This window comes from Pseudomonas sp. C9D1 (assembly GCF_056491235.1).
The window spans coordinates 2,505,308-2,528,965 of the sequence record NZ_JBSZIE010000002.1; the positions used below are offsets into that span (position 1 = coordinate 2,505,308).

Below are 23,658 nucleotides of genomic sequence, written 5' to 3' on the forward strand. Positions count from 1 at the left end.
TGTCACTCCTTCAGGATCAACGGCTCGCCGTAAGGGCGAATTCAATGGGTATTCTCACGCGGCTCGGTACCGGCTCGCCGTCCTGGACCTCGGGACGGAAGCGCCAGCTGGCGACCGCGTTCATGGCCGCTTCGTCGAGGCTTTCGATGCCTGACGAGCGCAGCAATTTCATCTCCCGCAGCCCGCCGCGCTCGTCCAGGCGCACCTCGACCAGGACCACGCCCTGCTGGTTGCGTCGGCGCGCCTGGGCCGGGTAGATCGGGGGCTTGGGCGGTGTAAGGAAGGAAGGCTGGTCGATGACCACCTCGGCCTTCGGCAACTTGGCGGCGATGGCGACCTGCTGGGCAGGTGCCGGCTGCGGGGCCGCGCTGGGCGCCGACGCTGCGGCTTGCGCCACGCTCGGCTCGCTGCTGGGGCGGGATTGCGGACGCGGCTGCGGCTTGGGCTCGGCGCGGGCAACCTGGAGCGCGGGGGCTTCGGGGCTGACCAGGCGCGGCTTGACGGCAATGGGCTTGGCCTCCGCGACTGGGCGGCTCTGCGGCTCCACCTTACGGGGAGCCGGTGCCGGACTTGCCACGGGCTCAGCCACGGCAGGCGCCGGTTCGGCCAGGCTGACCAGGTGCACCACTTCCTCCCGGGCCTCTCCCCGGGCGATAGCCGGCTCCGCCCGCAGGTCGTGCAGGAGCCATGCAAGCCCCGCGTGCGCGACAAGCGAAAGCGCGAGACAGAGTGGGATACGCGGCATGTTCAAGCCCGAACACATAAATACGAATCAATTTGATAATTGTTTGCATTTGACTGTCAACCTCATTATGTTCGCCACCGATGCCAATCTGCGATCACCAGAGAGGCCGGCGAAAGCGATGGTCAGGACGGCCATCGGGAAAGGCACCCGCGGCATGACGCCCGTGGCCCCGAGCCACACCAGAAGTGCCCGGCCGGTCCCTGGTTGCGCCTTGAACCCGGGAGTCCATCCATGTCGCTTCGCCCCCCCTTCGCCCGCCGCCCCTGGCTGGCCTTGCTTCTTCTTTCCCCTTCCCTCGCCCTGGCCGCGGAAAAAACCGCGACCCAGTTCGACACCGTCACCGTTACCGCCACCCGCAGCGAGCAGACGCTCGACCAGGTGCCAAACACAGTGTCGGTAATGACTGAACGAGAGATCGACCAGAAGAACGTAAAAAATATTCAGGATCTGGTGCGTTACGAGCCGGGGGTATCAGTAGGAGGAACGGGCAGCCGCTTCGGCCTGTCCGGTTTCACCATCCGCGGCATCGGTGGCAACCGCGTACTGACCCAGGTGGACGGCGTGAGCATGCCGGACGCCTTTTCCTTCGGCGGCTTCCTGAGCGCTCAGCGCGATTACGTGGACCCGGACACCCTCAAGCAGGTGGAGATCATCCGCGGCCCGGCCAGCTCGCTGTACGGCAGCGACGCCATCGGCGGCGCGGTGAGCTTCCTCACCAAGGATGCGGCCGACTACCTGGACGAAGGTGATGACGCCTACGCCCGCCTGAAGACCGGCTACGACGGCTCCGACGACAGCTGGCTGCGCAGCACCACCCTCGCCGCCCGCCAAGGCAACGTCGATGGCCTGGTGCACATCGGCCGCCGCACCGGCCAGGCACTGGACACCCAGGGCGACATCAGTGGCATAGGCGCGACCCGCGAGGAAGCCAACCCGGTCGACTACACCACCGACAACCTGCTCACCAAGCTCGGCTGGAACTACGCCGAAGGCCAGCGCCTGCAGCTGACCTACGAGCGCTACCAGGACGACACCGACACCAAGGTCCTGAGCAACTACAGCAACACCGCCACCATCCGTACCCAGGATGCGCGCGACAGCGTCGACCGCGAGCGCTATTCCCTGCTGCACACCCTGCAGCTGGACAGCCCCATAGCGGACAACGTGCAGAACCAGCTCAGCTACCAGGACAGCCAGACCCGCCAGCGTACCTACGAGAACCGCGTCGTCACGGGTTCGGCGCGCTTCCGTACCCGCGATTCCCACTACGAGGAGAAGCTCTGGGTGCTCAACAGCAAGCTGGACAAATCCTTCAGCATCGCCGGCAGCCAGCACACCCTGGTCTATGGCACCGACCTCAAGCGCCTGAAGAACACCGACCTGCGCGAAGGCGGCGAAACCGTCATCGCCACCGGGGTCAACACGCCGGTCCTGCCGACCAGCGACTTCCCGGACCCGACCACCAACGAGTACGCGGCTTTCGTCCAGGACAGCATCGAGATCGGCCGCTGGACCCTGCTGCCGGGCCTGCGCTACGACTATTACGAGATGAAGCCGCACGCCACCGCGCGCTACCTCAACAGCCAGGCGACCGACGCCAACCCGAGCAATTTCACCGACTCGGCCGTATCGCCCAAGTTCGGCGTGACCTACCAGGTCGACGACCAGCACAGCGTCTACGGCCAGTACGCCGCCAGCTTCCGCGCCCCGCAGGCGATCGAGATCTTCGGTGAGTTCGTCAACCCGGGCATGTACCGCACCCTGGCCAACACCAACCTCAAGGCCGAGACCAGCGACAGCTTCGAGCTGGGCCTGCGCGGCAAGTACGAGATCGGCAGCTTCGGCGCCGCGCTGTTCTACAACCGCTACGACGACTTCATCGAGCAGGTGTCCCGCCCCTCCAGCGTGCCGGGCTTCCCCTTCGGCGAGTTCCAGTACGTCAACCGCGACCGGGTGACCATCCGTGGCTTCGAAGCCAAGGGCGAGCTCTTCCTCGACAAGCTCGGCATGCCGGCCGGCTGGCGCGCCATGAGCTCAGTCGCCTACGCACGCGGCAAGGACGAAGGCACTGGCCAGCCGATCAACAGCGTCGACCCGCTCAAGGGGGTCTTCGGCCTGGGTTATGCACAGCCCAGCGGCAAGTTCGGCGGTGACCTGAGCTGGACCCTGGTGGCGGCCAAGGAACGTATCGACCGCACCCAGACTGCCGGCCAGTACCAGCCCTCGGGCTACGGCCTGCTGGACCTGAACGGCTGGTGGCAGGTCACCGAGGAGTTCTCGGTCAACGCCGGCCTGTTCAACATCACCGACAAGGACTACTGGCAGTGGGGCGATGTACGCGGGCTGACCGAGAACAGCCCCAGCCTGCAGCGCTACACCCAGCCCGGCCGCCACGCCGCGGTCAACCTGGTCTGGGAGATCTGACCCCTTTCAGCGCAAGGACGCGCACCCTCTTGGCAATCCACGGCAGCGCGGGATAATGCCCGCCTGCCGTGGAGACGCCGATGATCCTGCTATGCCGCCCCGACGAACTGGCCGAAGGCCAGAGCCGGGGCTTTCTGATCGATGACCTGAAGCTGCTGCTGGTTCGCCGGGAGGGCCGGGTCCATGCCTACGAAAACCGCTGCCCGCACCGGGGCATTCCCCTGGAATGGCAACCGGACCGCTTTCTCGACGACAGCGGCAGCCTGATCCAGTGCGCCACCCACGGCGCACTGTTCCTTATCGAATCCGGTGAATGCGTGGCCGGGCCTTGCGCCGGCGAGTCACTGCGCGCCCTCGACTGCAGCGAGGACGAGCACGGCATCTGGCTGGCGCGTTAGGCTGCTGAAAAACTAACTGCGTTGCCGCTGCGGCGTTGAAAACGCCCTCAAATGCTCATTTACCCTACGTAAACTGCGCTTTTTCGGCCGTTTTCGCCTTGCGTCGGCTGCCTCGTATACGTTTTTCAAAGGCCTGCTAGCCGAGCACCTGCAGCCTGCGCTGCAGCACCAGCCCTTCAGGGCTGACCTCGGTGCCATAGGCCAGCACCTCCACCCCGGCAGCCTTGGCGTCGGCCAGTGCTGCGGCGTAGGCCGGGTCGATCTCCTCGGCTGCGCGCACGGCCTCGATGCCGGAGAGGTTGACGCAGTAGAACTGCACCGCGCGCATGCCCTGGCGCGCCAGCGCCGCCAGCTCGCGCAGGTGCTTGCTGCCCCGCAGGGTGACCGCATCGGGGAAGGCCGCCACAGCGGTGCCGTCGAAGCCCAGGGTCACGCTTTTCACTTCCACGAACACCTCGCCCGTCGGGTAGTCCAGGCGGAAGTCGGCGCGACTGTTTTCTACGCCGTAGGCGACCTCGCGCTTGAGCGCGGTGAAGCCGGCCAGTTCGGGAATCAGGTCGGCGCGCAGGGCTTCCTCGACCAGGGCGTTGGCCCGTGCGGTGTTCACACAGGCCAGGCGCCCCTGGGGCGTTTCGGTGATTTCCCAGGTGCCGGGGAGCTTGCGCTTGGGGTCGTTGGAGCGGCTGAACCAGACCCGGCAGCCTTCGCTCATGCAGTTGAGCATCGAGCCGGTGTTCGGGCAGTGGATGGTCAGCAGCTCGCCGTCGAGGGTCTCGATATCGGCGAGGAAGCGCTTGTAGCGGCGCAGCAGGCGGCCCTGCTCCAGGGGCGGCTCGAACTTCATGCCGTCAGCGCCGCCCAGGTCTTCAGGCCACGGGCGATGCGCTGCACCGCTTCTTCCAGGCGCGACAGGCTCTGGGTGTAGGCGAAACGCACATGCTGGTTGGCCAGGTGGCGACCGAAATCCAGGCCCGGGGTGAAGGCCACGTGCTCGGTTTCGATGAAGTGCCGGCAGAACGCGTAGGCGTCCTGGGTGAAGGCGGAAACATCTGCATATAGATAGAAAGCGCCTTCCGGCTCGACGGCAATGCGGAAGCCCAGCTCGCGCAGGGCGGGCAGCAGGTAGTCGCGACGGCGGGCGAACTCGATGCGCCGCTCTTCGAGTATCGCCAGGGTATCCGGCTCGAAGCAGGCGAGGGCAGCGTGCTGGGCCATGGAGGGGGCGCTGATGTAGAGGTTCTGCGCCAGCTTCTCCAGCTCAGGCACCGCGTCCGTCGGCGCCACCAGCCAGCCGAGCCGCCAGCCGGTCATGCCGAAGTACTTGGAGAAGCTGTTGAGCACGAAGGCGTCGTCATCCACTTCCAGCACGCTGGCGGCATCCACGCCGTAGGTGAGGCCGTGGTAGATCTCGTCGACCACCAGGTGCCCGCCCTTGGCCTTCAGCGCGGCGGAAAGGCCGCCCAGCTCGTCGCGGGTGAGCAGCGTGCCGGTGGGGTTGGCGGGCGAGGCGACCAGGGCGCCGACGCTGTCGCCATCCCAGTAGCGCTCCACCAGGTTCGGGGTGAGCTGGTAGCGGCTTTCGGGGCCGACCGGCACCAGTTGCGCCGCGCCTTCCACCAGGCGCAGGAAGTGACGGTTGCAGGGGTAGCCCGGGTCGGCGAGCAGCCAGTGGCGGCCTGGGTCGACCAGCAGGCTCGCGGCCAGCAACAAAGCCCCCGAACCGCCGGGAGTAATCAGGATGCGTTCGGGGTCGATATCCAGGTCGTAGCGATCGCCATAGAACCCGGCGATGGCGCTGCGCAGTTGCGGCAGGCCCCGTGCGGCGGTGTAGCGCGTGTGGCCGGCGGCCAGGGCAGCCTGCCCCGCCTGGACGATGGGCGCGGCGGTGGTGAAGTCCGGCTCGCCGATCTCCAGGTGGATGACGTCATGCCCCTGGGCCTGCAATTCGTTGGCGCGAGCCAGCAGGGCCATCACGTGGAAGGGTTCTATGGCACGGCTGCGTGCACTGTATGACTGGGCCATCGGCCTTCCTTTATTAACGCAAAGAGCGGATTCTACCGAATGGTCCGGGAAGGCTGCAGCAACCAAGATAACTGGGAGTAGCGTGCCCGGAGTCGATCTGGTAAGTTCGCCCGCTTGCAGTCGCAGGGCCGGGTTACCGGCGATGGACCAGAACCTGCGCAATGGATTAGAGAAAGTGAGAGGCGGCCATTCATGCCCACCAAAGCAAAGCAACAGAGCAGCCAACTGATCCGTGGTTTCGAGCCCTACCAGGAAACCAAGGGTGAGGAATACATGAGTGATCGCATGCGCGCTCACTTCACCAGCATCCTCAACAAGTGGAAGGTTGAGCTGATGGAGGAAGTGGATCGTACCGTGCACCACATGCAGGACGAAGCCGCTAACTTCCCCGATCCGGCCGACCGCGCCAGCCAGGAAGAAGAATTCAGCCTGGAACTGCGTGCCCGTGACCGCGAGCGCAAGCTGATCAAGAAGATCGACGAGACCCTGCAGCTGATCGAAGACAACGATTACGGCTGGTGCGACTCCTGCGGCGTCGAGATCGGCATCCGCCGCCTCGAGGCACGCCCCACCGCTACGCTCTGCATCGATTGCAAGACGCTGGCGGAGATCAAGGAAAAGCAACTCGGTTCCTGATCCCAGAACGGGGCGCTTCGGCGCCCCGTTTCGTTTCAGCAGGCCCGCATCCCAATGAGCTCCTCCGCCTACATCGGCCGCTTCGCTCCCACGCCCAGCGGTTATCTGCACTTCGGCTCCCTTGTCGCCGCCCTCGCCTCCTACCTCGACGCCCGCGCCGTGGGTGGCCGCTGGCTGCTGCGCATGGAGGACCTCGACCCACCCCGTGAAGTGGCCGGCGCCCAGGACGCGATACTGCGCACCCTGGAAAGCTACGGCTTCGAGTGGGACGGTGAACGGGTGCGCCAGAGCGATCGCCACGACGTCTATGCCCAGGTGATCGATCGCCTGTTCGACCAGGGCCTGGCCTATGCCTGCACCTGCTCGCGCAAGCAGCTCGAAGGCCACCAGGGCATCTACCCCGGTTTCTGCCGCAATGCACTGCACCCCCAGCACGACGCCGCGATCCGCCTGCGCGTGCCGGAACTCATCTATGGCTTCACCGACCGCGTGCAGGGCGAGTTCCGTCAGCACCTGGGGCGTGAAGTCGGCGATTTCGTCATCCGCCGTCGCGATGGCCTCTACGCCTACCAACTGGCAGTCGTGCTCGACGACGCCTGGCAGGGCATGACCGATGTGGTGCGCGGTGCCGACCTGCTCGACTCCACGCCGCGCCAGCTGTACCTGCAGGAGCTGCTGGGCCTGCCGCAGCCGCGCTACCTGCACGTGCCGCTGATCATCCAGCCGGACGGCCACAAGCTGGGCAAGTCTTACCGCTCCCCACCGCTGCCGACCGACCAGGCCGCCCCGCTGCTCAACCGCGCACTCCGCGCACTGGGCCAGCGCCCCCCGCAAGAGCTCGCCGACGCCAGCGCCCGCGAGGTGCTGGACTGGGGCATCGCCAACTGGGACGCCACGCGCATCCCCGGCAGCCGCACCCTGGCCGAAGCGCAATTGCGCTAGGCGCCATCCCCCCTCGCACCGGCATCGGGCATTCGCTACCATCGCCGCACTCCCGACGTGAGATGCGGCATGTATATCTACCGACTGGTCCTGCTCCTGGTGGTGGGGATCTACCTGTTCTCCCCCGCCATCATGGATTGGTGGATCGACCCCAATGGGGCCTGGTACCGCCCCTACCTGCTCTGGCTGATCCTGATCGTGGTGACCTTCATCCTCCAGAGCCAACGCGATGCTGACGAGCTTTAGCCTGAGCCAGCTGATCCTGATCAGCGCGGCTTACCTGTTCACCCTGTTCGGCGTCGCCTGGCTCAGCGACCGTGGTTTCGTACCGCGGCGCATCGTCCGCCATCCGTTGACCTACACCCTGTCGCTGGGCGTCTACGCCAGCGCCTGGGCCTTCTATGGCACGGTCGGCCTGGCCTACCAGTACGGCTACGGCTTCCTCGCCAGCTACCTGGGCATCTCCGGCGCCTTCCTCCTCGCGCCCGTGCTGCTCTACCCGATCCTGCGCATCACCCGCACCTACCAGCTGTCTTCGCTGGCGGACCTGTTCGCCTTCCGCTTCCGCAGCACCTGGGCCGGGGCGCTGACCACGCTGTTCATGCTGGTGGGTGTGCTGCCGCTGCTGGCACTGCAGATCCAGGCGGTGGCGGATTCCATCGGCATCCTCACCCGCGAGCCGGTGCACGACCGCGTGGCCCTGAGCTTCTGCGCCCTGATCACGCTGTTCACCATCCTCTTCGGTGCTCGCCACATCGCCACCCGGGAGAAACACGAGGGCCTGGTGTTCGCCATCGCCTTCGAATCCCTGGTCAAGCTCACTGCCCTGGGCGGCATCGGCCTCTACGCGCTGTACGGCGTGTTCGGTGGCCCCCATGAACTGGAGCTGTGGCTGCTGCAGAACCAGGCGGCGCTTTCCACCCTGCACACGCCACTGCAGGAAGGCCCCTGGCGCACGCTGCTGCTGGTGTTCTTCGCCTCGGCCATCGTGATGCCGCACATGTATCACATGACCTTCACCGAGAACCTCAACCCCCGCGCCATGGTCAGCGCCAGCTGGGGCCTGCCGCTGTTCCTGCTGCTGATGAGCCTGGCGGTGCCGCTGATCCTCTGGGCCGGCCTCAAGCTCGGTGCCACCACCAACCCGGAATACTTCACCCTGGGCCTGGGCATCGCCGTGAACAGCGACGCCCTGGCACTGCTCGCCTATGTCGGCGGGCTATCGGCGGCCAGCGGCCTGATCATCGTGCTGACCCTGGCGCTGTCGGGGATGGCGCTGAACCACCTGGTGCTGCCGCTCTACCAGCCGCCGTCGGAAGGCAACATCTACCGCTGGCTGAAATGGACACGCCGGGCGCTGATCGTCGCCATCATCATGGCCGGCTACGGCTTCTATCTATTGCTGGGTGCCGAGCAGGACCTTTCCAACCTGGGCATAGTCGCCTTCGTCGCCACCCTGCAGTTCCTTCCCGGCGCCCTGTCGGTGCTTTACTGGCCCACCGCCAACAGCCGCGGCTTCATCGCCGGCTTGCTGGCCGGTATCGGCGTCTGGCTGTTCAGCATGCTGCTGCCTCTGGTGGGCAACCTGCAGGGCATCTACCTGCCGCTGTTCAACGCCATCTATGTGCTCGACGACACCAGCTGGCACATCGCGGCCATCGCCTCGCTGGCCGCCAACGTGCTGGTCTTCACCCTGGTCTCGCTGTTCACCGATGCCAGCGCCGAAGAGCGTGGTGCCGCCGAGGCCTGCGCCGTGGACAACGTGCGCCGCCCGCAACGCCGCGAACTGGTGGCCGGCTCGCCCCAGGAGTTCTCCGCGCAACTGGCCAAGCCGCTGGGTGCCAAGACCGCGCAGAAGGAGGTGGAGCAAGCCCTGCGCGACCTGCACCTGCCCTTCGACGAGCGCCGCCCCTATGCGCTGCGTCGCCTGCGCGACCGCATCGAGGCCAACCTTTCCGGGCTGATGGGGCCCAGCGTGGCCCAGGACATGGTCGAGACCTTCCTGCCGTACAAGTCCGGCAGCGAAAGCTACGTCACCGAGGACATCCACTTCATCGAGAGCCGCCTGGAGGACTACCACTCGCGCCTCACCGGCCTGGCCGCCGAGCTGGACGCCCTGCGCCGCTACCATCGCCAGACCCTGCAGGAACTGCCGATGGGCGTGTGCTCGCTGGCCAAGGACCAGGAAATCCTCATGTGGAACCGCGCCATGGAGGAACTCACCGAGATTCCCGCCCAGCGCGTGGTCGGCTCGCGCCTCTCGGCCATCGCCGAACCCTGGAAGGGGCTGCTGGAAAGCTTCATCAACCTGCCCGACGAGCACCTGCATAAGCAGCGCCTGCAGCTGGAGGGCCAGACCCGCTCGCTGAACCTGCACAAGGCGGCCATCGACGAGCCCCTTGCCCCCGGTAACAGTGGCCTGGTACTGCTGGTGGAAGACGTTACCGATACCCAGTTGCTGGAAGACAAACTGGTGCACTCCGAGCGCCTGGCGTCCATCGGTCGCCTCGCCGCCGGCGTCGCCCACGAGATCGGCAACCCCATCACCGGCATTGCTTGCCTGGCGCAGAACCTACGCGAGGAGCGTGAAGGTGATGGCGAGCTCACCGAGATCAGCAGCCAGATACTGGAACAGACCAAGCGCGTGTCACGCATCGTTCAGTCGCTGATGAGCTTCGCCCATGCCGGCGGCCGCCAGCAGGCCACCGAGCCGGTGTGCCTGGCCGACGTGACCCAGGACGCCATCGGCCTGCTGTCGCTGAACAAGCGCAGCGTCGATGTGGAGTTCTTCAACCTGTGCGATCCGGAACACGTCGCCGAGGGCGACCCGCAGCGCCTCGCCCAGGTGCTGATCAATCTGCTCTCCAACGCCCGCGACGCCTCCCCGCCCGGTAGCGCGATACGCGTGCGCAGCGAGATATCCGACCACGCGGTCGACCTTATAGTGGAGGACGAAGGGAGCGGGATTCCCAAGGCGATCATGGACCGCCTGTTCGAGCCGTTCTTCACCACCAAGGACCCGGGCAAGGGGACCGGCCTGGGCCTCGCGCTGGTCTATTCGATCGTGGAAGAGCATTATGGCCACATCACCATCGAAAGCCCGGCCGACCCCGAACAACAGCGCGGCACCCGAATCAGGGTGACGTTGCCACGATTTGTCGAAGCGACGTCCGCTGTGATCTGAGACCGTCGAGAGAGCTGAATTTAATGCCACATATTCTCATCGTCGAAGACGAAACCATTATCCGTTCTGCCTTGCGCCGCCTGCTTGAACGCAACCAATACCAAGTCAGCGAAGCAGGTTCCGTCCAGGAAGCCCAGGAGCGTTACAGCATCCCCGGCTTCGACCTGATCGTCAGCGACCTGCGCCTGCCTGGCGCACCGGGCACCGAGCTGATCAAGCTCGCCCAGGGCACCCCGGTGCTGATCATGACCAGCTACGCCAGCCTGCGCTCGGCCGTGGACTCGATGAAGATGGGCGCGGTCGACTACATCGCCAAGCCCTTCGACCACGACGAAATGCTGCAAGCCGTCGCGCGCATCCTCAAGGAGCGCCAGGAAGGCAAAGGCGCCCCGGCCGAACGCAGCGGTAACGCGCGCGGCACGGAAAAAGCCGCAGCGAGCAGCAGCGCCGCAGACGGCGAAATTGGCATCATCGGTTCCTGCGGCGCGATGCAGGAGCTGTACAGCAAGATCCGCAAGGTCTCGCCCACCGACTCCACCGTCCTGATCCAGGGCGAATCCGGTACCGGCAAGGAACTGGTGGCCCGCGCCCTGCACAACCTCTCCCGCCGCGCCAAGGCGCCGCTGATCTCGGTGAACTGCGCCGCGATCCCGGAGACCCTGATCGAGTCCGAACTCTTCGGCCATGAAAAGGGCGCGTTCACCGGCGCCAGCGCCGGGCGTGCCGGCCTGGTCGAGGCGGCCGATGGCGGCACCCTGTTCCTCGATGAAATCGGCGAGCTGCCGCTGGAAGCCCAGGCGCGCCTGTTGCGCGTGCTGCAGGAAGGCGAGATCCGCCGGGTCGGCTCGGTGCAATCGCAGAAGGTCGATGTGCGCCTGATCGCCGCGACCCACCGCGACCTGAAGACGCTGGCCAAGACCGGCCAGTTCCGCGAAGACCTTTATTACCGCCTCCATGTGATCTCGCTGAAGCTGCCCGCCCTGCGCGAGCGCGGTAACGACGTGATCGAGATCGCCCGCGCCTTCCTCGCCCGCCAATGCACACGTATGGGGCGCGAAGACCTGCGCTTCGCCCACGATGCGGAGCAGGCCATCCGTCACTACCCCTGGCCGGGCAACGTTCGCGAACTGGAGAACGCCATCGAGCGCGCGGTGATCCTGTGCGAGAGCCCGGACATCTCCGCCGAGCTGCTGGGCATCGACATCGAGCTGGACGACCTGGATGACGACGTCTTCCTCGATTCGCCCATGCAAAGCGCCAGCAGCAGCCACGAGCCGACCGAAGACCTGTCCCTGGAAGACTACTTCCAGCACTTCGTCCTCGAGCACCAGGATCATATGACCGAGACCGAGCTTGCCCGAAAACTGGGCATCAGCCGCAAATGCCTATGGGAACGTCGCCAGCGCCTCGGTATCCCCCGCCGCAAATCGGGTGCAGCCACCTCCTGAGGCGGCGAACCTCAGGAGTAGAGCGGTGCGGGCGGATTGCATCACTTTGTTACCGCGTTAATCTCTCGTAACAAAAGCCGGGTCTTAAGGTAACGAAAGCCCGGCTTTTTTGTACCTGCCGCTCCACCCCGAATCCCCGCAAGCCCTTGATTTACAAGGAATCACAAAAGTTGGCACGGCAACTGCTTTATCTCCAGTACAACAACAATAACAAACGTGTAACCCCACAATAAAAACAAGACGTATCGACTCCAGCACAACAAAAACAAAACCGCGGAGGCGCAGCTAACTGATTCTTTTGGAGAGGAGTTGCCTTTGGGGCTCGCCCCACAGCCAGGCTGAGAACAACAAAACTGCCCTAAGGCAGCGCCGGAACTGGTTGGATCACGGAATGATCATGGCACCGTCAGCGTCCAAAGCAATCCGTTTGCTATTGACCCTCGATTCGAGGGCATTTTCAGAGGCCAAGAGCCTGCTGGAACGGGTCAAACAACAAAAACACCAAGCCCGACACAACAATAAAAACAAAGCACGCACCAATTTGGGGGGGAGCTTCGGCTCCCCCAGTAGCTTTGACACACCCCCGCCGCTTCCTTCACCATCTCCCGACCCAGTGCTAGAATCCGCGTCCATCGTGCGGTCTTGTTCAATTCTGGCCGTCCATTCCGCAAAACAGTGCATCCCATGCTGAAGAAGCTGATCCAGTCTTTTCGCTCTCCCCTGCGCCGCGCGCAGCATCCCCGCAGCACACCCGAAGTATTGAGCAATCGCCAACACTCGCTTGAGCGTGCGGATATCAGCCGCAACGCGGTGAACGTGGTCGAGCGCCTGCAAAAGGCCGGGTACCAGGCGTACCTGGTCGGTGGTTGTGTACGCGACCTGCTGCTGAACCTGGAGCCCAAGGACTTCGACGTGGCCACCAGCGCTACGCCCGAGCAGGTCCGCGCGGAGTTCCGCAACGCCCGCGTCATTGGCCGCCGCTTCAAGCTGGTCCACGTGCACTTCGGCCGCGAGATCATCGAGACCGCGACCTTCCGCGCCAACCACCCCCAGGGTGCCGACGAGGAAGACAGCAACCAGTCCTCGCGCAACGAGAGCGGCCGCATCCTGCGGGACAACGTCTACGGCAACCAGGAAGAAGACGCGCAACGCCGCGACTTCACCATGAACGCCCTCTACTACGATCCGGTCACCGAGCGCATCCTCGACTACGCCCACGGCGTACATGACATCCGCAACCGCCTGATCCGCCTGATCGGCGATCCCGAGCAGCGCTACCTCGAAGACCCGGTGCGCATGCTTCGCGCCGTGCGCTTCGCCGCCAAGCTCGGCTTCGAGATCGAGAAGCACAGCGCCGCGCCCATCCGCCGCCTGGCGCCGATGCTGCGGGATATTCCCTCCGCCCGCCTGTTCGACGAGATCCTCAAGCTGTTCCTAGGCGGCAAGGCCGAGCGCACCTTCGAACTGCTGCTGGAATACGACCTCTTCGCCCCGCTGTTCCCGGCCGCTGCAGCGTCCCTGGAGCGCGACCCGGAATACGCTGGCGCGCTGATCTGCCAGGCACTGGCGAATACCGACGAACGCATCCGCCAAGGCAAGCCGGTAACCCCCGCCTTCCTCTTCGCCGCCATGCTCTGGCCGGCCCTGCCTGCCCGTGCAGCGCTGCTGCAGGAACGTGGCATGCCGCCGATCCCGGCCATCCAGGAAGCGGCCCACGGCCTGATCCTCGAACAGTGCCAGCGCACCGCCATTCCCAAGCGCTTCACCATCCCGATCCGCGAGATCTGGGACATGCAGGAGCGCCTGCCGCGCCGCAGTGGCAAACGTGCCGACCTGCTGCTGGAGAACCCGCGCTTCCGCGCCGGCTACGACTTCCTCCTGCTGCGTGAAAGTGCAGGCGAGCAAACCGACGGCCTGGGCGACTGGTGGACCGACTACCAGGAAGCCAGCGACAGCGAGCGTCGCGCCATGATCCGCGACCTCAGCAGCAAGGACGACGGCAGCGGCGCACCGCGCAAGCGGCGCCGTGGCGGCAGCCGTCGCAAACGCGGCCCGCGTGAAGGCTCGGCTCCCGCCAGCGAGTGATGATGGAACGCATCTATATAGGGCTCGGCAGCAATCTCGCCGAGCCCGCGGCACAACTGGCCAGCGCCCTGCAGGCCATGGCCGCCTTGCCACGCACCCGCCTGGCGGCCGTCTCCTCGCTCTACAGCAGCGACCCGCTCGGCCCGCCCGACCAACCCCGCTACGCCAATGCCGTGGCCGCCCTCGACTCCGAACTCGCCCCCCTGGAATTGCTCGACGCCCTGCAGGCGATCGAACTCGCCCAGGGCCGCGTGCGCAAGGACGAGCGCTGGGGCCCGCGCACCCTCGATCTGGACGTCCTGCTGTTCGGCGAGCGCACGCTCGACGAGCCACGCCTGCAGGTTCCGCACTACCACATGCACGCTCGCGCCTTCGTTCTCTATCCCCTCGCGGAGATAGCCGGCGGTGGCCTGAAGCTCCCCAGCGGCCAGCCCCTGCAAGCACTTCTGGACGCCTGTCCCTTCGAAGGGCTCGAGGTCGTGGGGCGCCTTCCGGGCATGGCGGTAACGCCGTAACAGATCGGTAACACCTGCAATTGACACCATGCCCCACCATCGGGACTATAAGCGTCCCGTTGCCCCGTGCCGGTGCAGAATCGGTACCGATGAGGACGTTTTCATGCCTGATGTGACCCTGACCACCCTTCAAGAGCTGAAGCAGAAAGGCGAGAAGATCGCCATGCTAACGGCCTATGACGCCACCTTCGCCCAGGCCGCGAGCCAGGCCGGTGCCGATGTGCTGCTGGTGGGCGATTCCCTTGGCATGGTCCTGCAAGGCCATGACAGCACCCTGCCGGTGAGCGTCGCCGACATGGCGTACCACACCGCCGCCGTGAAGCGCGGCAACCAGGGCGCGCTGATCATCGCCGACCTGCCCTTCATGGCCTATGCCACCCTGGAACAGACCTTCGCCAACAGCGCCGCCCTGATGCAGGCCGGCGCCCACATGGTCAAGCTGGAAGGCGCCGCCTGGCTGGCCGAGCCCATCCGCCTGCTGGCCGAGCGCGGCATTCCCGTCTGCGCCCATCTTGGCCTCACCCCGCAAGCGGTGAACATCCTCGGTGGCTACAAGGTGCAAGGCCGCCAGGAAGCCCAGGCCCGCCAGCTGCGCGCCGACGCCATGGCCCTGGAACAGGCCGGCGCCGCCATGCTGCTGCTGGAATGCGTGCCCAGCGAGCTGGCCGCCGAAATCACTCAGTCGGTGAAGATCCCGGTCATCGGCATCGGTGCCGGTAGCGCCACCGATGGCCAGGTCCTGGTGATGCACGACATGCTCGGCCTCTCCCTCACCGGCCGCGCGCCCAAGTTCGTGAAGAACTTCATGGAAGGCCAGCCCAGCATCCAGGCCGCCATGGCCGCCTACGTGAAGGCCGTCAAGGACGTCACCTTCCCGGCCGCCGAACACGGATTCTCCGCATGATCACCGTCAAGACCGTCCGCGAGCTGCGGGCCGCCGTGGCCCGTGCTCGTGGCGAAGGCAAGCGCATCGGCCTGGTGCCGACCATGGGCAACCTCCACGCCGGCCACGCCGCGCTGGTGGAGAAAGCCGCCCAGCGCGCCGATTTCGTCGTCGCCAGCATCTTCGTCAACCCGCTGCAGTTCGGCCCCAGCGAAGACCTGGCCAAGTACCCCCGCACCCTGCAGGCCGACCAGGAAAAACTGGTCGCCGCCGGCTGCCACCTGCTGTTCCACCCGGACGTCGAGGAGATGTACCCCGACGGCATGAGCGACCAGACCCGCGTCAGCGTGCCCCTGGTCTCCGAAGGGCTCTGCGGCGCCAGCCGTCCCGGCCACTTCGAAGGTGTCGCCACCGTGGTCAGCAAGCTGTTCAACATGGTCCAGCCGGACCTCGCCCTGTTCGGCGAGAAGGATTTCCAGCAGCTCGCGGTGATCCGCAAGCTGGTCCGCGACCTCAACATGCCGATCCAGGTCATGGGCGAGGCCACGGTGCGCGCCGAAGACGGCCTGGCACTGTCTTCGCGCAACGGCTACCTGGACGAGCAGCAGCGTGCCGCCGCACCGGCCCTGTACCGCATCCTCAAGCAGCTGGCAGCCTCCGTAGCCAGTGGCAACAGCGACTTCGCCGCACTGGAAGCCCAGGGCCGCGACGCGCTGAGCGAGGCCGGTTTCCGCCCCGATTACCTGGAAGTCCGCGAGGCCTCCAGCCTGCGTCCGGCGCAGCCCGGCGAGCGCGACCTGGTGATACTGGCCGCCGCCTACATGGGCACCACACGCCTGATCGACAACCTCGCCTTCAGCCTCGAAAAGCAGGCCTGAAACCCGCGCCCGGCACGGCTTGCCCGCCCCTCGTGGTTCGGGCAAACTCTGCCGCCGCCAGCGTCCAGACAAGGAAAACGCCATGCACGCCATCATGCTCAAGGCCAAGCTGCACCGCGCCGAAGTCACCCACGCCGTACTCGACTACGAAGGCTCCTGCGCCATCGATGGTGAGTGGCTGGACCTCGCCGGCATCCACGAATACGAGCAGATCCAGATCTACAACGTCGACAACGGCGAGCGCTTCACCACCTACGCCATCCGCGGTGAAAACGGCTCGCGCATGATCTCGGTCAACGGCGCTGCCGCGCACAAGGCCAAAGTAGGCGACCGGGTCATCATCTGCGCCTACGCCCACTACAGCGAAGCCGAACTGGCCAGCTTCAAGCCGCGCATGCTTTACATGGCGCCGGGCAACGAGCTGAGCCACACCAGTAACGCCATTCCGGTACAGGTCGCCTAAGCCCTGACCCGCTAGACTGGAAGCCCGGAACACTCCGGGCTTTTTCATGTTCATAACCAAGTTGATTGCTTGAAGGCACGCCATGAACCACCACCTGACTCCGCTCGACGTAACCCAACTGCCCAGCTGGGGCGCGCTCTCCGCGCACCGTGAGGAGCTGGCCGGTTTCAAGATGCGCCAGGCCTTCCAGGATGACGCCGAGCGCTTCAAGCGCTTCACCCTCAGCGCTTGCGGGCTGCTGCTGGACTTCTCCAAGAACCTGATCCGCGACGACACCCTGGCCCTGCTGGTGAAGCTGGCGGAAGAGGCGCAGCTCAGCGAAGCGATCAAGGCGATGTTCCGGGGCGAGGTGATCAATGCCTCCGAACAGCGCCCGGTGCTGCACACCGCACTGCGCCGCCCCATCGGTGACAAGGTGCGGGTGGACGGCACCGACGTGATGCCCGAGGTGCACCGTGTGCTGCACCAGATGACCGAGCTGGTGGGCTACGTGCACAACGGCCTGTGGCGCGGTTACACCGAGAAGCCCATCACCGACGTGGTGAACATCGGCATCGGCGGCTCCTTCCTCGGCCCGCAACTGGTTTCCGAAGCCCTGCTGCCCTTCGCCCAGAAAGGCGTGCGCTGCCACTACCTGGCCAACATCGACGGCAGCGAGTTCCGCGAGCTGGCCTGCAAGCTCAACGCCGAAACCACCCTGTTCATCGTCTCCAGCAAGTCCTTCGGCACCCTGGAAACCCTGAAGAACGCCCAGGCCGCCCGCGCCTGGTACCTGGCCCAGGGCGGCAGCGAGGAAGAGCTCTACCGCCACTTCATCGCCGTTTCCAGCAACAAGGAAGCGGCCATGGCCTTCGGCATCCGTGAAGAGAACATCTTCCCCATGTGGGACTGGGTGGGCGGCCGCTACTCGCTGTGGTCGGCTATCGGCCTGCCCATCGCCATGTCCATCGGCATCTCCAACTTCAAGGAGCTGCTGTCCGGCGCCTACAGCATGGACCAGCACTTCCAGACCGCCCCCTTCGAGCGCAACATCCCTGTGATCCTCGGCCTGCTGGGCGTCTGGTACAGCGACTTCTGGGGCGCCCGCAGCCACGCGATCCTGCCCTACGACTACTACCTGCGTAACTTCACCGACCACCTGCAGCAGCTGGACATGGAATCCAACGGCAAGAGCGTGCGCCAGGACGGCAGCCCGGTCACCGCCGGCACCGGCCCGGTGATCTGGGGCGGCGTCGGCTGCAACGGCCAGCACGCCTACCACCAGTTGCTGCACCAGGGCACCCACCTGATTCCGGCCGACTTCATCGTCCCGGTGTCCAGCTACAACCCGGTGGCCGACCACCACCAGTGGCTGTTCGCCAACTGCCTGTCCCAGAGCCAGGCGATGATGCTCGGTAAATCCCGCGAGGAAGCCGAGAGCGAGCTGCGCGCCAAGGGCCTGCCCGAGGCCGAGGTGCAGCGCCTGGCACCGCACAAGGCGATCCCCGGCAACCGCCCCAGCAACACCTTGGTGATGGAGCGCATCAGCCCTCGCCGCCTGGGCGCGCTGATCGCCATGTACGAGCACAAGGTCTATGTGCAGAGCGTGCTCTGGGGCATCAACGCCTTCGATCAGTGGGGCGTCGAACTGGGCAAGGAGCTGGGCAAGGGCGTCTACTCGCGCATCGTCGGCAGCGAGGAAACCCCCGCCGAGGACGGCTCCACCCAGGGCCTGATCGACTTCTTCCGCGGCCGTCATCGCGGCTGATGCAGCTGCCGCACCCGCCCCGGGTGCGGCACTCCCCCGCCAGGTACCCGCCGCTGCTAGCGGCAGAAACGCTGGCGGTACTCGCTCGGCGTCACCCCCAACTCCAGCACGAACGCCCTTCTCAGGTTGTACTCGCTGATAAAGCCGGTGCGTTGTGCCGTGCGCTTGAGCGAGGCCGCCCCCGCCTCCAGCAACCGACAGGCCGCTTCCAGGCGCATCTGGAACAGCAGCCGCGCAGGCCCCATGTCCAGCTCCTCCTTGCAGCGTCGATGCAGGGTGCGGGGCGACACTGCCAGCGCCGCCGCCATCGCCTCGATGTCCAGGTCCTCCTGCAGGTGCTCCCGCAGCCAGGCCGATGGTTGCTCCACCAGCCCGCCCACCGGCGCCTGCTGGGCCAGCAGCTCGGCGCTGAACTGGCGCTGCCCGCCAGGGCGCCGCAGGTACATCACCAGCCCCTTGGCCACCTGCAGCGAAACACCACGCCCCAGGTCCTCCTCCACCAAGCTCAGGCACAGGTCGATGCCCGCGGTAACACCCGCGGAGCTGTAGAAGGCCCCGTCACGCACGAAGAGCGCGTCCTCCAGCACCCGCACCGTCGGAAACAGCCGTTGCAAAAGCGCCGCGTAGCGCCAGTGGGTCACCACCTGGCGCCCATCCAGCAGCCCCGCGCGCGCCAGCAGAAAGGCGCCGGTGCAGACCGAACAGCAACGCCGCGCAACCTGCGCCACCTCGGCCAGCCAGCGCACCAGCCCCTCCGCCCCCATGGCCCGCTGCACGCCATGGCCGCCGGCCACCAGCAAGGTGCAGCCCACGAGCTCGGAGGGTGGCGGCAGCGCCTCGGCCTGCAACTGCAACCCGGTGGACGACGCCACCAGCCCCGCCTCAGGCGCCACCGTGCGCAAGCGATAAGGCGCCGCACGGCCACCCGGCAGGTGCTCGCCGACGGCAGCGAACACATCCGCCGGGCCACTGGCGTCGAGCAGCTGGAAATCGGTGAAGACCAGCAAGACGACGAGATGGGGCGGCGATTCGGGGGCTACGGACATGGGCCACCTGGCAGGCACTGACGAGGATTGGCGGAGTTTCATCCATCACTGTCATTCGCGCCAGGCTGGCCCGATTAACACTCCAAGAAACCCGCCCGCCAAGGAGTGCTCCATGTCCCGCCTAGCCACCCTGCTGCTCGCCTGCCTGTTTTTCTGCCATCCCCTGCCCCTGAGGGCCGACGAAGCGCCCGAGCGCCTGCCCACCTACCAAAAGCGCTTCGAGCGCGAACGGCCGCTGGTGGCGGTGATCGGAGAAAACCGCATGACGGAACTGGTCGATTACGTTCTCCCCTATGGGCTGTTGAAGCGCTCGGGCGTCGCCGAGGTCGTCGCGCTTTCCACCCGGCCAGGGCCGATGCAGATGATGCCGGCGCTGCGCCTGCTGGCCGAGGCCGATATCGACGGCTTCGACCACCGTCACCCCGAAGGCGCCGATTACATCGTCGTGCCTGCCGTCCACCACAGCGACGACCCGCAGCTGCTGCGCTGGGTCCGCCAGCAGGCCGCCAAGGGCGCGACCGTCGTCGGTATCTGCGACGGCGCCCTGGTGCTCGGCGAAGCCGGCCTTCTGGAGGGGCGTCGCGCCACCGGCCACTGGTACTCCCGGGGCCAGCGGGAGGACGACTTTCCCGGCACCCGCTGGGTGAGCGATCGCCGCTACCTGGCCGACGGCAAGGTGATCACCACGGCCGGCGTCAGCGCCGCGATGCCCGTCTCCATTGCCCTGGTGGAAGCCATCGCCGGCACCGACCGAGCACAGGCGCTGGCCACGGGCATCGGCCTGGCGGACTGGTCGCCCCGCCACGACGGCGATGCCTTCGCCCTCGGCGCCGGCGGCTACCTGGCCGCCGCCGGCAATCTGCTGTCGTTCTGGCGTCACGAGGCGCTGGGGCTGGAGGTGCGACAAGGCGAAGACGAACTGGCCCTGGCCCTGCGTGCAGACGCCTGGTCGCGCACCTTCCGCTCCGAGGTCCTGGCACTGGCGGCGGATGCATCGCCCATCCGTACGGCCAGCGGCCTGGTCCTGCTGCCGGAGCCCATGGCCGCGCACCCGGGTATCACGCACCTGCAGCCCACCGACGCACCGCTGGCCCGCCTCTTCGACCAGACCCTGGGCGCCATCGCCGAGCGTTACGACCAAGCCACCGCCGCACTGGTAGCAGCCCAGCTCGAGTACGCCCCTGCGCTGAACGAATAACCTTGGGGCGGGCTCAAACGCCTGTGCGAAGCCGGCGGGCACTTGAACCGAGCAACTGCTTGGGTGCACCCTAGCCGGCATTGCGGCAACACAAAAACAAGGACCCGCCTCATGTACGAAATCAGCCTTCACGCCGTGCCCGAGGACGTGCGCAAGCGCGCCTTCCTGGATAACGATGCCTACCTGCGCCTGTACCAGCAGTCGGTGGATAACCCCGAAGAGTTCTGGAGCGAGCAGGCCACCACCTTCCTCGACTGGTTCCAGCCCTGGGACCGGCTGCACAGCAGCGACCTGCGCCAGGGCCAGGCCGAATGGTTCAAGGGCGGCAAGCTCAACGTCAGCTACAACTGCATCGACCGTCACCTGGAAAAGCGCGCCGAGCAGGTCGCCATCATCTGGGAAGGCGACAACCCGGCCGAATCCGCGCAGATCACCTACCGCAAGCTGCACCAGCACGTCTGCCGTCTGGCCAACGTGCTCAAGGATCGCGGCGTAAAGAAGGGCGACCGGGTGTGCATCTACATGCCGATGATCCCCGAGGCGGCCTACGCCATGCTCGCCTGTTCGCGCATCGGTGCCGTGCACTCGGTGGTATTTGGCGGCTTCTCCCCCGACGCCCTGCGTGACCGCATCCTCGACGCCGACTGCCGCGCCGTGATCACCGCCGACGAAGGCGTGCGCGGCGGCAAGTACGTGCCCCTCAAGCAGAACGTCGACAAGGCGCTGAAGGATTGCCCCGATGTCTCCACCGTCGTCGTGGTCGAGCGCACCCAGGGCGAAGTCGCCTGGGTCGAAGGCCGTGACATCTGGTACCACGAGGCCCTGCGCGGCGCCTCGGAGGAATGCGTACCGGAGTGGATGGACGCCGAGGACCCGCTGTTCATCCTCTACACCTCCGGCTCCACCGGCAAACCCAAGGGCGTGCTGCACACCACCGGCGGCTACCTGCTGGGCGCGGCGATGACCCACAAGTACGTCTTCGACTACCACGAGGGCGATATCTACTGGTGCACCGCCGATGTGGGCTGGGTCACCGGCCACAGCTACATCGTCTACGGCCCGCTGGCCAACGCCGCCACCACCCTGATGTTCGAGGGTGTGCCGAGCTACCCCGATGCCTCGCGTTTCTGGCAGGTGATCGACAAGCACCAGGTCAACATCTTCTACACCGCGCCCACCGCCCTGCGCGCGCTGATGCGTGAAGGCGAAGCCGCCGTGCACAGCACCTCGCGCGCCAGCCTGCGCCTGCTCGGCAGCGTCGGCGAGCCGATCAACCCGGAAGCCTGGGAGTGGTACTTCAACGTCGTCGGCGAAAAGCGCTGCCCCATCGTCGACACCTGGTGGCAGACCGAGACCGGCAGCATCCTCATCACCCCGCTGCCCGGCGCCACGGCGCTGAAGCCCGGCTCGGCCACCCGCCCCTTCTTCGGCGTGCAACCGGTGCTGCTGGACGAACAGGGCAAGGAGATCGAAGGCGCCGGCTCCGGCGTGCTCGCCATCAAATCGAGCTGGCCGAGCCAGATCCGCAGCGTCTACGGCGACCACAAGCGGATGATCGAGACCTACTTCTCCGCGTACCCCGGCTACTACTTCACCGGCGACGGCGCGCGCCGCGACGAGGACGGCTACTACTGGATCACCGGCCGCGTGGACGACGTGATCAACGTCTCCGGGCACCGTATCGGCACCGCCGAGGTGGAAAGCGCCCTGGTGCTGCACGACGACGTGGCCGAGGCTGCGGTGGTCGGCTACCCCCACGATGTAAAGGGCCAGGGCATCTATGCCTTCGTCACCACCATGAAGGGCGTGGAACCCAGCGACGAGCTGAAGAAGGAACTGCTGGCCCTGGTCGGCAAGGAAATCGGCAGCTTCGCCAAGCCCGAGCTGATGCAGTGGGCACCCGGCCTGCCGAAGACCCGCTCAGGCAAGATCATGCGGCGCATCCTGCGCAAGATCGCCTGCAACGAGCTGGACAGCCTGGGCGACACCTCCACCCTGGCCGACCCCTCGGTGGTCGAGAGCCTTATCGACAAGCGCTTGAACCAGTAGATAAAGCTTGAAGCTGGGAGCTGGAAGCCGGAAGAATCACCGGGCGCCAGCTCCCGGCCTGCCTCGAACGCCTGACGATGAACCTTATCCGCAACCGCATCGAAAGCCAGATCCTCAGCCTCACCGGAGTCTCCCTCGGGCAGATCGACCTGGACAGCCCCAAGGGCGACCCTGGGCTGTTCGGCCCGGACTCCATGCCCTGGAAGGTCCACGGCGACTTCACCTCGATGATGATCGGCGGCATCAGCGCCCTGCTGTTGCAGATGCTGCACCCCCTCGCCCTCGCTGGCGTGTGGGACCACTCCAATTTCCGCCAGGACATGCTCGGCCGCCTGCGCCGCACCAGCCTGTTCATTTCCGGCACCACCTATGGCAACCGCCACGACGCGGAATGGCTGATCGACAAGGTACGCACCATTCACCTGCAAGTGGTCGGCAACGCGCCGGATGGGCGCCCCTATGCGGCCAGTGACCCGGACCTGCTCACCTGGGTGCATGTCGCCGAGGTCAGCAGCTTCCTCGGCGCCTACCTGCGCCACCTCGACCCGCAGATGCCCGGCACCGACCAGGACCGCTACTACGCGGAAATCGCCCTGGTGGCCGAACGCCTTGGCGCCCGCAACGTGCCCAAATCGCGCCGGGCCGTCGCCGACTATCTGGAAGCGATGCGCCCGCAGATGCTGTGCGACGAGCGCACCCTCGAAGTGGTGCGCCTGCTGCGCGATGCCCCCGCGCCCAGCGCCCTGGCGAAGCCCTTCGGCAACCTGATGATGCAGGCCGGCATCGAGTTGCTGCCCACCTGGGCCCTGGCCATGCTCGGCCTGCGCCTGCCTGACTGGCAGCGCCCGTTGATCCGCGCCGGCGTGCAGCGCACCGCACCGATGCTGCGCTGGGCCCTGCGCAACGGCGCCTCCGTCCGCGCCCGCCGGCGCATGGGCCTGCCCACCCGCTGAGTGGCTGGCCGGTCACACGGGCCTGTGCGACCATCGGCCACT

At 66.2% G+C, this 23,658-nt stretch carries 20 protein-coding genes; 16 read left to right on the forward strand and 4 right to left on the reverse strand.

The window, feature by feature from the left end; all coding sequences use genetic code 11:
* Window positions 1-16 precede the first annotated feature (16 nt).
* A complete protein-coding gene (locus ACXI0U_RS19855) occupies window positions 17-625 on the reverse strand; it encodes an energy transducer TonB (RefSeq protein ID WP_479550728.1) in 609 nt (202 codons plus the stop codon).
* 351 nt (window positions 626-976) lie between these two features.
* On the opposite strand from ACXI0U_RS19855, the gene ACXI0U_RS19860 reads away from it, so the two are divergent.
* Together ACXI0U_RS19860 and ACXI0U_RS19865 are read left to right on the forward strand one after the other, a co-directional pair.
* The gene (locus tag ACXI0U_RS19860) at window positions 977-3,169 is read left to right on the forward strand and encodes a TonB-dependent hemoglobin/transferrin/lactoferrin family receptor (RefSeq protein WP_479550729.1); all 2,193 of its coding nucleotides are present in this window, start codon (window positions 977-979) and stop codon (window positions 3,167-3,169) included.
* 80 nt (window positions 3,170-3,249) lie between these two features.
* The gene (locus ACXI0U_RS19865) at window positions 3,250-3,567 is read left to right on the forward strand and encodes a Rieske (2Fe-2S) protein (protein WP_265169762.1); all 318 of its coding nucleotides are present in this window, start codon (window positions 3,250-3,252) and stop codon (window positions 3,565-3,567) included.
* Window positions 3,568-3,703: 136 nt separating this feature from the next.
* Here ACXI0U_RS19865 and sfsA read toward each other — a convergent pair whose 3' ends face one another.
* Both sfsA and ACXI0U_RS19875 read right to left on the reverse strand, forming a co-directional pair.
* Window positions 3,704-4,411, reverse strand: coding sequence for a DNA/RNA nuclease SfsA (gene sfsA / locus ACXI0U_RS19870; protein ID WP_316924511.1), 708 nt, complete (start codon window positions 4,409-4,411; stop codon window positions 3,704-3,706).
* Window positions 4,408-5,589 carry a pyridoxal phosphate-dependent aminotransferase gene (locus ACXI0U_RS19875; RefSeq protein WP_043244465.1) on the reverse strand — a complete coding sequence of 394 codons (1,182 nt, stop codon included), beginning with the start codon at window positions 5,587-5,589 and terminating at the stop codon, window positions 4,408-4,410. The genes sfsA and ACXI0U_RS19875 overlap by 4 nt, the downstream gene beginning before the upstream one ends.
* Window positions 5,590-5,781: 192 nt before the next feature.
* Here ACXI0U_RS19875 and dksA point away from each other — a divergent pair, with 192 nt between their 5' ends.
* From dksA to pgi, 11 genes are all read left to right on the forward strand, one after another.
* Window positions 5,782-6,225, forward strand: a complete 444-nt coding sequence (dksA, locus tag ACXI0U_RS19880; RefSeq protein WP_015478905.1) for an RNA polymerase-binding protein DksA — start codon at window positions 5,782-5,784, stop codon at window positions 6,223-6,225.
* A 54-nt stretch (window positions 6,226-6,279) separates the two neighbouring features.
* The gene (gluQRS, locus tag ACXI0U_RS19885) at window positions 6,280-7,167 is read left to right on the forward strand and encodes a tRNA glutamyl-Q(34) synthetase GluQRS (RefSeq protein ID WP_374978969.1); all 888 of its coding nucleotides are present in this window, start codon (window positions 6,280-6,282) and stop codon (window positions 7,165-7,167) included.
* 69 nt (window positions 7,168-7,236) lie between these two features.
* Window positions 7,237-7,413, forward strand: a complete 177-nt coding sequence (locus ACXI0U_RS19890) for a hypothetical protein (RefSeq protein ID WP_003095129.1) — start codon at window positions 7,237-7,239, stop codon at window positions 7,411-7,413.
* On the forward strand, window positions 7,397-10,351 hold the full coding sequence (locus ACXI0U_RS19895) for a sensor histidine kinase (RefSeq protein ID WP_031287630.1): 2,955 nt from the start codon (window positions 7,397-7,399) through the stop codon (window positions 10,349-10,351). Before ACXI0U_RS19890 ends, ACXI0U_RS19895 begins: the two co-directional genes overlap by 17 nt.
* A 23-nt stretch (window positions 10,352-10,374) precedes the next feature.
* On the forward strand, window positions 10,375-11,799 hold the full coding sequence (locus ACXI0U_RS19900) for a sigma-54-dependent transcriptional regulator (protein WP_021219320.1): 1,425 nt from the start codon (window positions 10,375-10,377) through the stop codon (window positions 11,797-11,799).
* 684 nt (window positions 11,800-12,483) lie between these two features.
* A complete protein-coding gene (locus ACXI0U_RS19905; RefSeq protein WP_479550730.1) occupies window positions 12,484-13,884 on the forward strand; it encodes a polynucleotide adenylyltransferase PcnB in 1,401 nt (466 codons plus the stop codon).
* 2 nt (window positions 13,885-13,886) lie between these two features.
* Window positions 13,887-14,399 (forward strand): 2-amino-4-hydroxy-6-hydroxymethyldihydropteridine diphosphokinase, encoded by a 513-nt coding sequence (gene folK / locus ACXI0U_RS19910; RefSeq protein ID WP_479550731.1) that lies wholly within the window; start codon window positions 13,887-13,889, stop codon window positions 14,397-14,399.
* Window positions 14,400-14,502: 103 nt separating this feature from the next.
* Entirely contained in the window at window positions 14,503-15,303 is an 801-nt protein-coding gene (gene panB / locus ACXI0U_RS19915) for a 3-methyl-2-oxobutanoate hydroxymethyltransferase (RefSeq protein WP_263404323.1), read from the forward strand.
* Window positions 15,300-16,160: a pantoate--beta-alanine ligase gene (panC, locus tag ACXI0U_RS19920; protein WP_184491014.1), complete on the forward strand. Its 861-nt coding sequence runs from the start codon at window positions 15,300-15,302 to the stop codon at window positions 16,158-16,160. Before panB ends, panC begins: the two co-directional genes overlap by 4 nt.
* Window positions 16,161-16,242: 82 nt before the next feature.
* Complete coding sequence (gene panD / locus ACXI0U_RS19925) at window positions 16,243-16,623, forward strand: aspartate 1-decarboxylase (protein ID WP_021219325.1); 381 nt, start codon at window positions 16,243-16,245, stop codon at window positions 16,621-16,623.
* An 82-nt stretch (window positions 16,624-16,705) separates the two neighbouring features.
* Entirely contained in the window at window positions 16,706-18,370 is a 1,665-nt protein-coding gene (gene pgi, locus ACXI0U_RS19930; protein WP_184491017.1) for a glucose-6-phosphate isomerase, read from the forward strand.
* 56 nt (window positions 18,371-18,426) lie between these two features.
* On the opposite strand, the gene ACXI0U_RS19935 is transcribed toward pgi, so the two are convergent.
* Entirely contained in the window at window positions 18,427-19,416 is a 990-nt protein-coding gene (locus ACXI0U_RS19935; RefSeq protein ID WP_479550732.1) for a GlxA family transcriptional regulator, read from the reverse strand.
* Between the two features lie 112 nt (window positions 19,417-19,528).
* Between ACXI0U_RS19935 and ACXI0U_RS19940 the strand changes: the two genes are divergently transcribed.
* The 3 genes from ACXI0U_RS19940 (at window position 19,529) to ACXI0U_RS19950 (ending at window position 23,616) form a co-directional block, all read left to right on the forward strand.
* The gene (locus ACXI0U_RS19940; RefSeq protein ID WP_479550733.1) at window positions 19,529-20,614 is read left to right on the forward strand and encodes a DJ-1/PfpI family protein; all 1,086 of its coding nucleotides are present in this window, start codon (window positions 19,529-19,531) and stop codon (window positions 20,612-20,614) included.
* 111 nt (window positions 20,615-20,725) lie between these two features.
* The gene (acs, locus tag ACXI0U_RS19945; RefSeq protein WP_271659071.1) at window positions 20,726-22,663 is read left to right on the forward strand and encodes an acetate--CoA ligase; all 1,938 of its coding nucleotides are present in this window, start codon (window positions 20,726-20,728) and stop codon (window positions 22,661-22,663) included.
* 77 nt (window positions 22,664-22,740) lie between these two features.
* Entirely contained in the window at window positions 22,741-23,616 is an 876-nt protein-coding gene (locus ACXI0U_RS19950) for an oxygenase MpaB family protein (RefSeq protein WP_479550734.1), read from the forward strand.
* Window positions 23,617-23,658: the final 42 nt, after the last annotated feature.

Excerpts from the sequence above, each read along its gene's own strand:
- ACXI0U_RS19860 (WP_479550729.1), top strand. The coding sequence starts at position 977 with ATGTCGCTTCGCCCCCCCTTCGCCCGCCGCCCCTGGCTGGCCTTGCTT.
- ACXI0U_RS19865 (WP_265169762.1), top strand. The coding sequence starts at position 3,250 with ATGATCCTGCTATGCCGCCCCGACGAACTGGCCGAAGGCCAGAGCCGG.
- sfsA (WP_316924511.1), bottom strand. The coding sequence starts at position 4,411 with ATGAAGTTCGAGCCGCCCCTGGAGCAGGGCCGCCTGCTGCGCCGCTAC.
- ACXI0U_RS19875 (WP_043244465.1), bottom strand. The coding sequence starts at position 5,589 with ATGGCCCAGTCATACAGTGCACGCAGCCGTGCCATAGAACCCTTCCAC.
- dksA (WP_015478905.1), top strand. The coding sequence starts at position 5,782 with ATGCCCACCAAAGCAAAGCAACAGAGCAGCCAACTGATCCGTGGTTTC.
- gluQRS (WP_374978969.1), top strand. The coding sequence starts at position 6,280 with ATGAGCTCCTCCGCCTACATCGGCCGCTTCGCTCCCACGCCCAGCGGT.
- ACXI0U_RS19890 (WP_003095129.1), top strand. The coding sequence starts at position 7,237 with ATGTATATCTACCGACTGGTCCTGCTCCTGGTGGTGGGGATCTACCTG.
- ACXI0U_RS19895 (WP_031287630.1), top strand. The coding sequence starts at position 7,397 with ATGCTGACGAGCTTTAGCCTGAGCCAGCTGATCCTGATCAGCGCGGCT.
- ACXI0U_RS19900 (WP_021219320.1), top strand. The coding sequence starts at position 10,375 with ATGCCACATATTCTCATCGTCGAAGACGAAACCATTATCCGTTCTGCC.
- ACXI0U_RS19905 (WP_479550730.1), top strand. The coding sequence starts at position 12,484 with ATGCTGAAGAAGCTGATCCAGTCTTTTCGCTCTCCCCTGCGCCGCGCG.
- folK (WP_479550731.1), top strand. The coding sequence starts at position 13,887 with ATGGAACGCATCTATATAGGGCTCGGCAGCAATCTCGCCGAGCCCGCG.
- panB (WP_263404323.1), top strand. The coding sequence starts at position 14,503 with ATGCCTGATGTGACCCTGACCACCCTTCAAGAGCTGAAGCAGAAAGGC.
- panC (WP_184491014.1), top strand. The coding sequence starts at position 15,300 with ATGATCACCGTCAAGACCGTCCGCGAGCTGCGGGCCGCCGTGGCCCGT.
- panD (WP_021219325.1), top strand. The coding sequence starts at position 16,243 with ATGCACGCCATCATGCTCAAGGCCAAGCTGCACCGCGCCGAAGTCACC.
- pgi (WP_184491017.1), top strand. The coding sequence starts at position 16,706 with ATGAACCACCACCTGACTCCGCTCGACGTAACCCAACTGCCCAGCTGG.
- ACXI0U_RS19935 (WP_479550732.1), bottom strand. The coding sequence starts at position 19,416 with ATGTCCGTAGCCCCCGAATCGCCGCCCCATCTCGTCGTCTTGCTGGTC.
- ACXI0U_RS19940 (WP_479550733.1), top strand. The coding sequence starts at position 19,529 with ATGTCCCGCCTAGCCACCCTGCTGCTCGCCTGCCTGTTTTTCTGCCAT.
- acs (WP_271659071.1), top strand. The coding sequence starts at position 20,726 with ATGTACGAAATCAGCCTTCACGCCGTGCCCGAGGACGTGCGCAAGCGC.
- ACXI0U_RS19950 (WP_479550734.1), top strand. The coding sequence starts at position 22,741 with ATGAACCTTATCCGCAACCGCATCGAAAGCCAGATCCTCAGCCTCACC.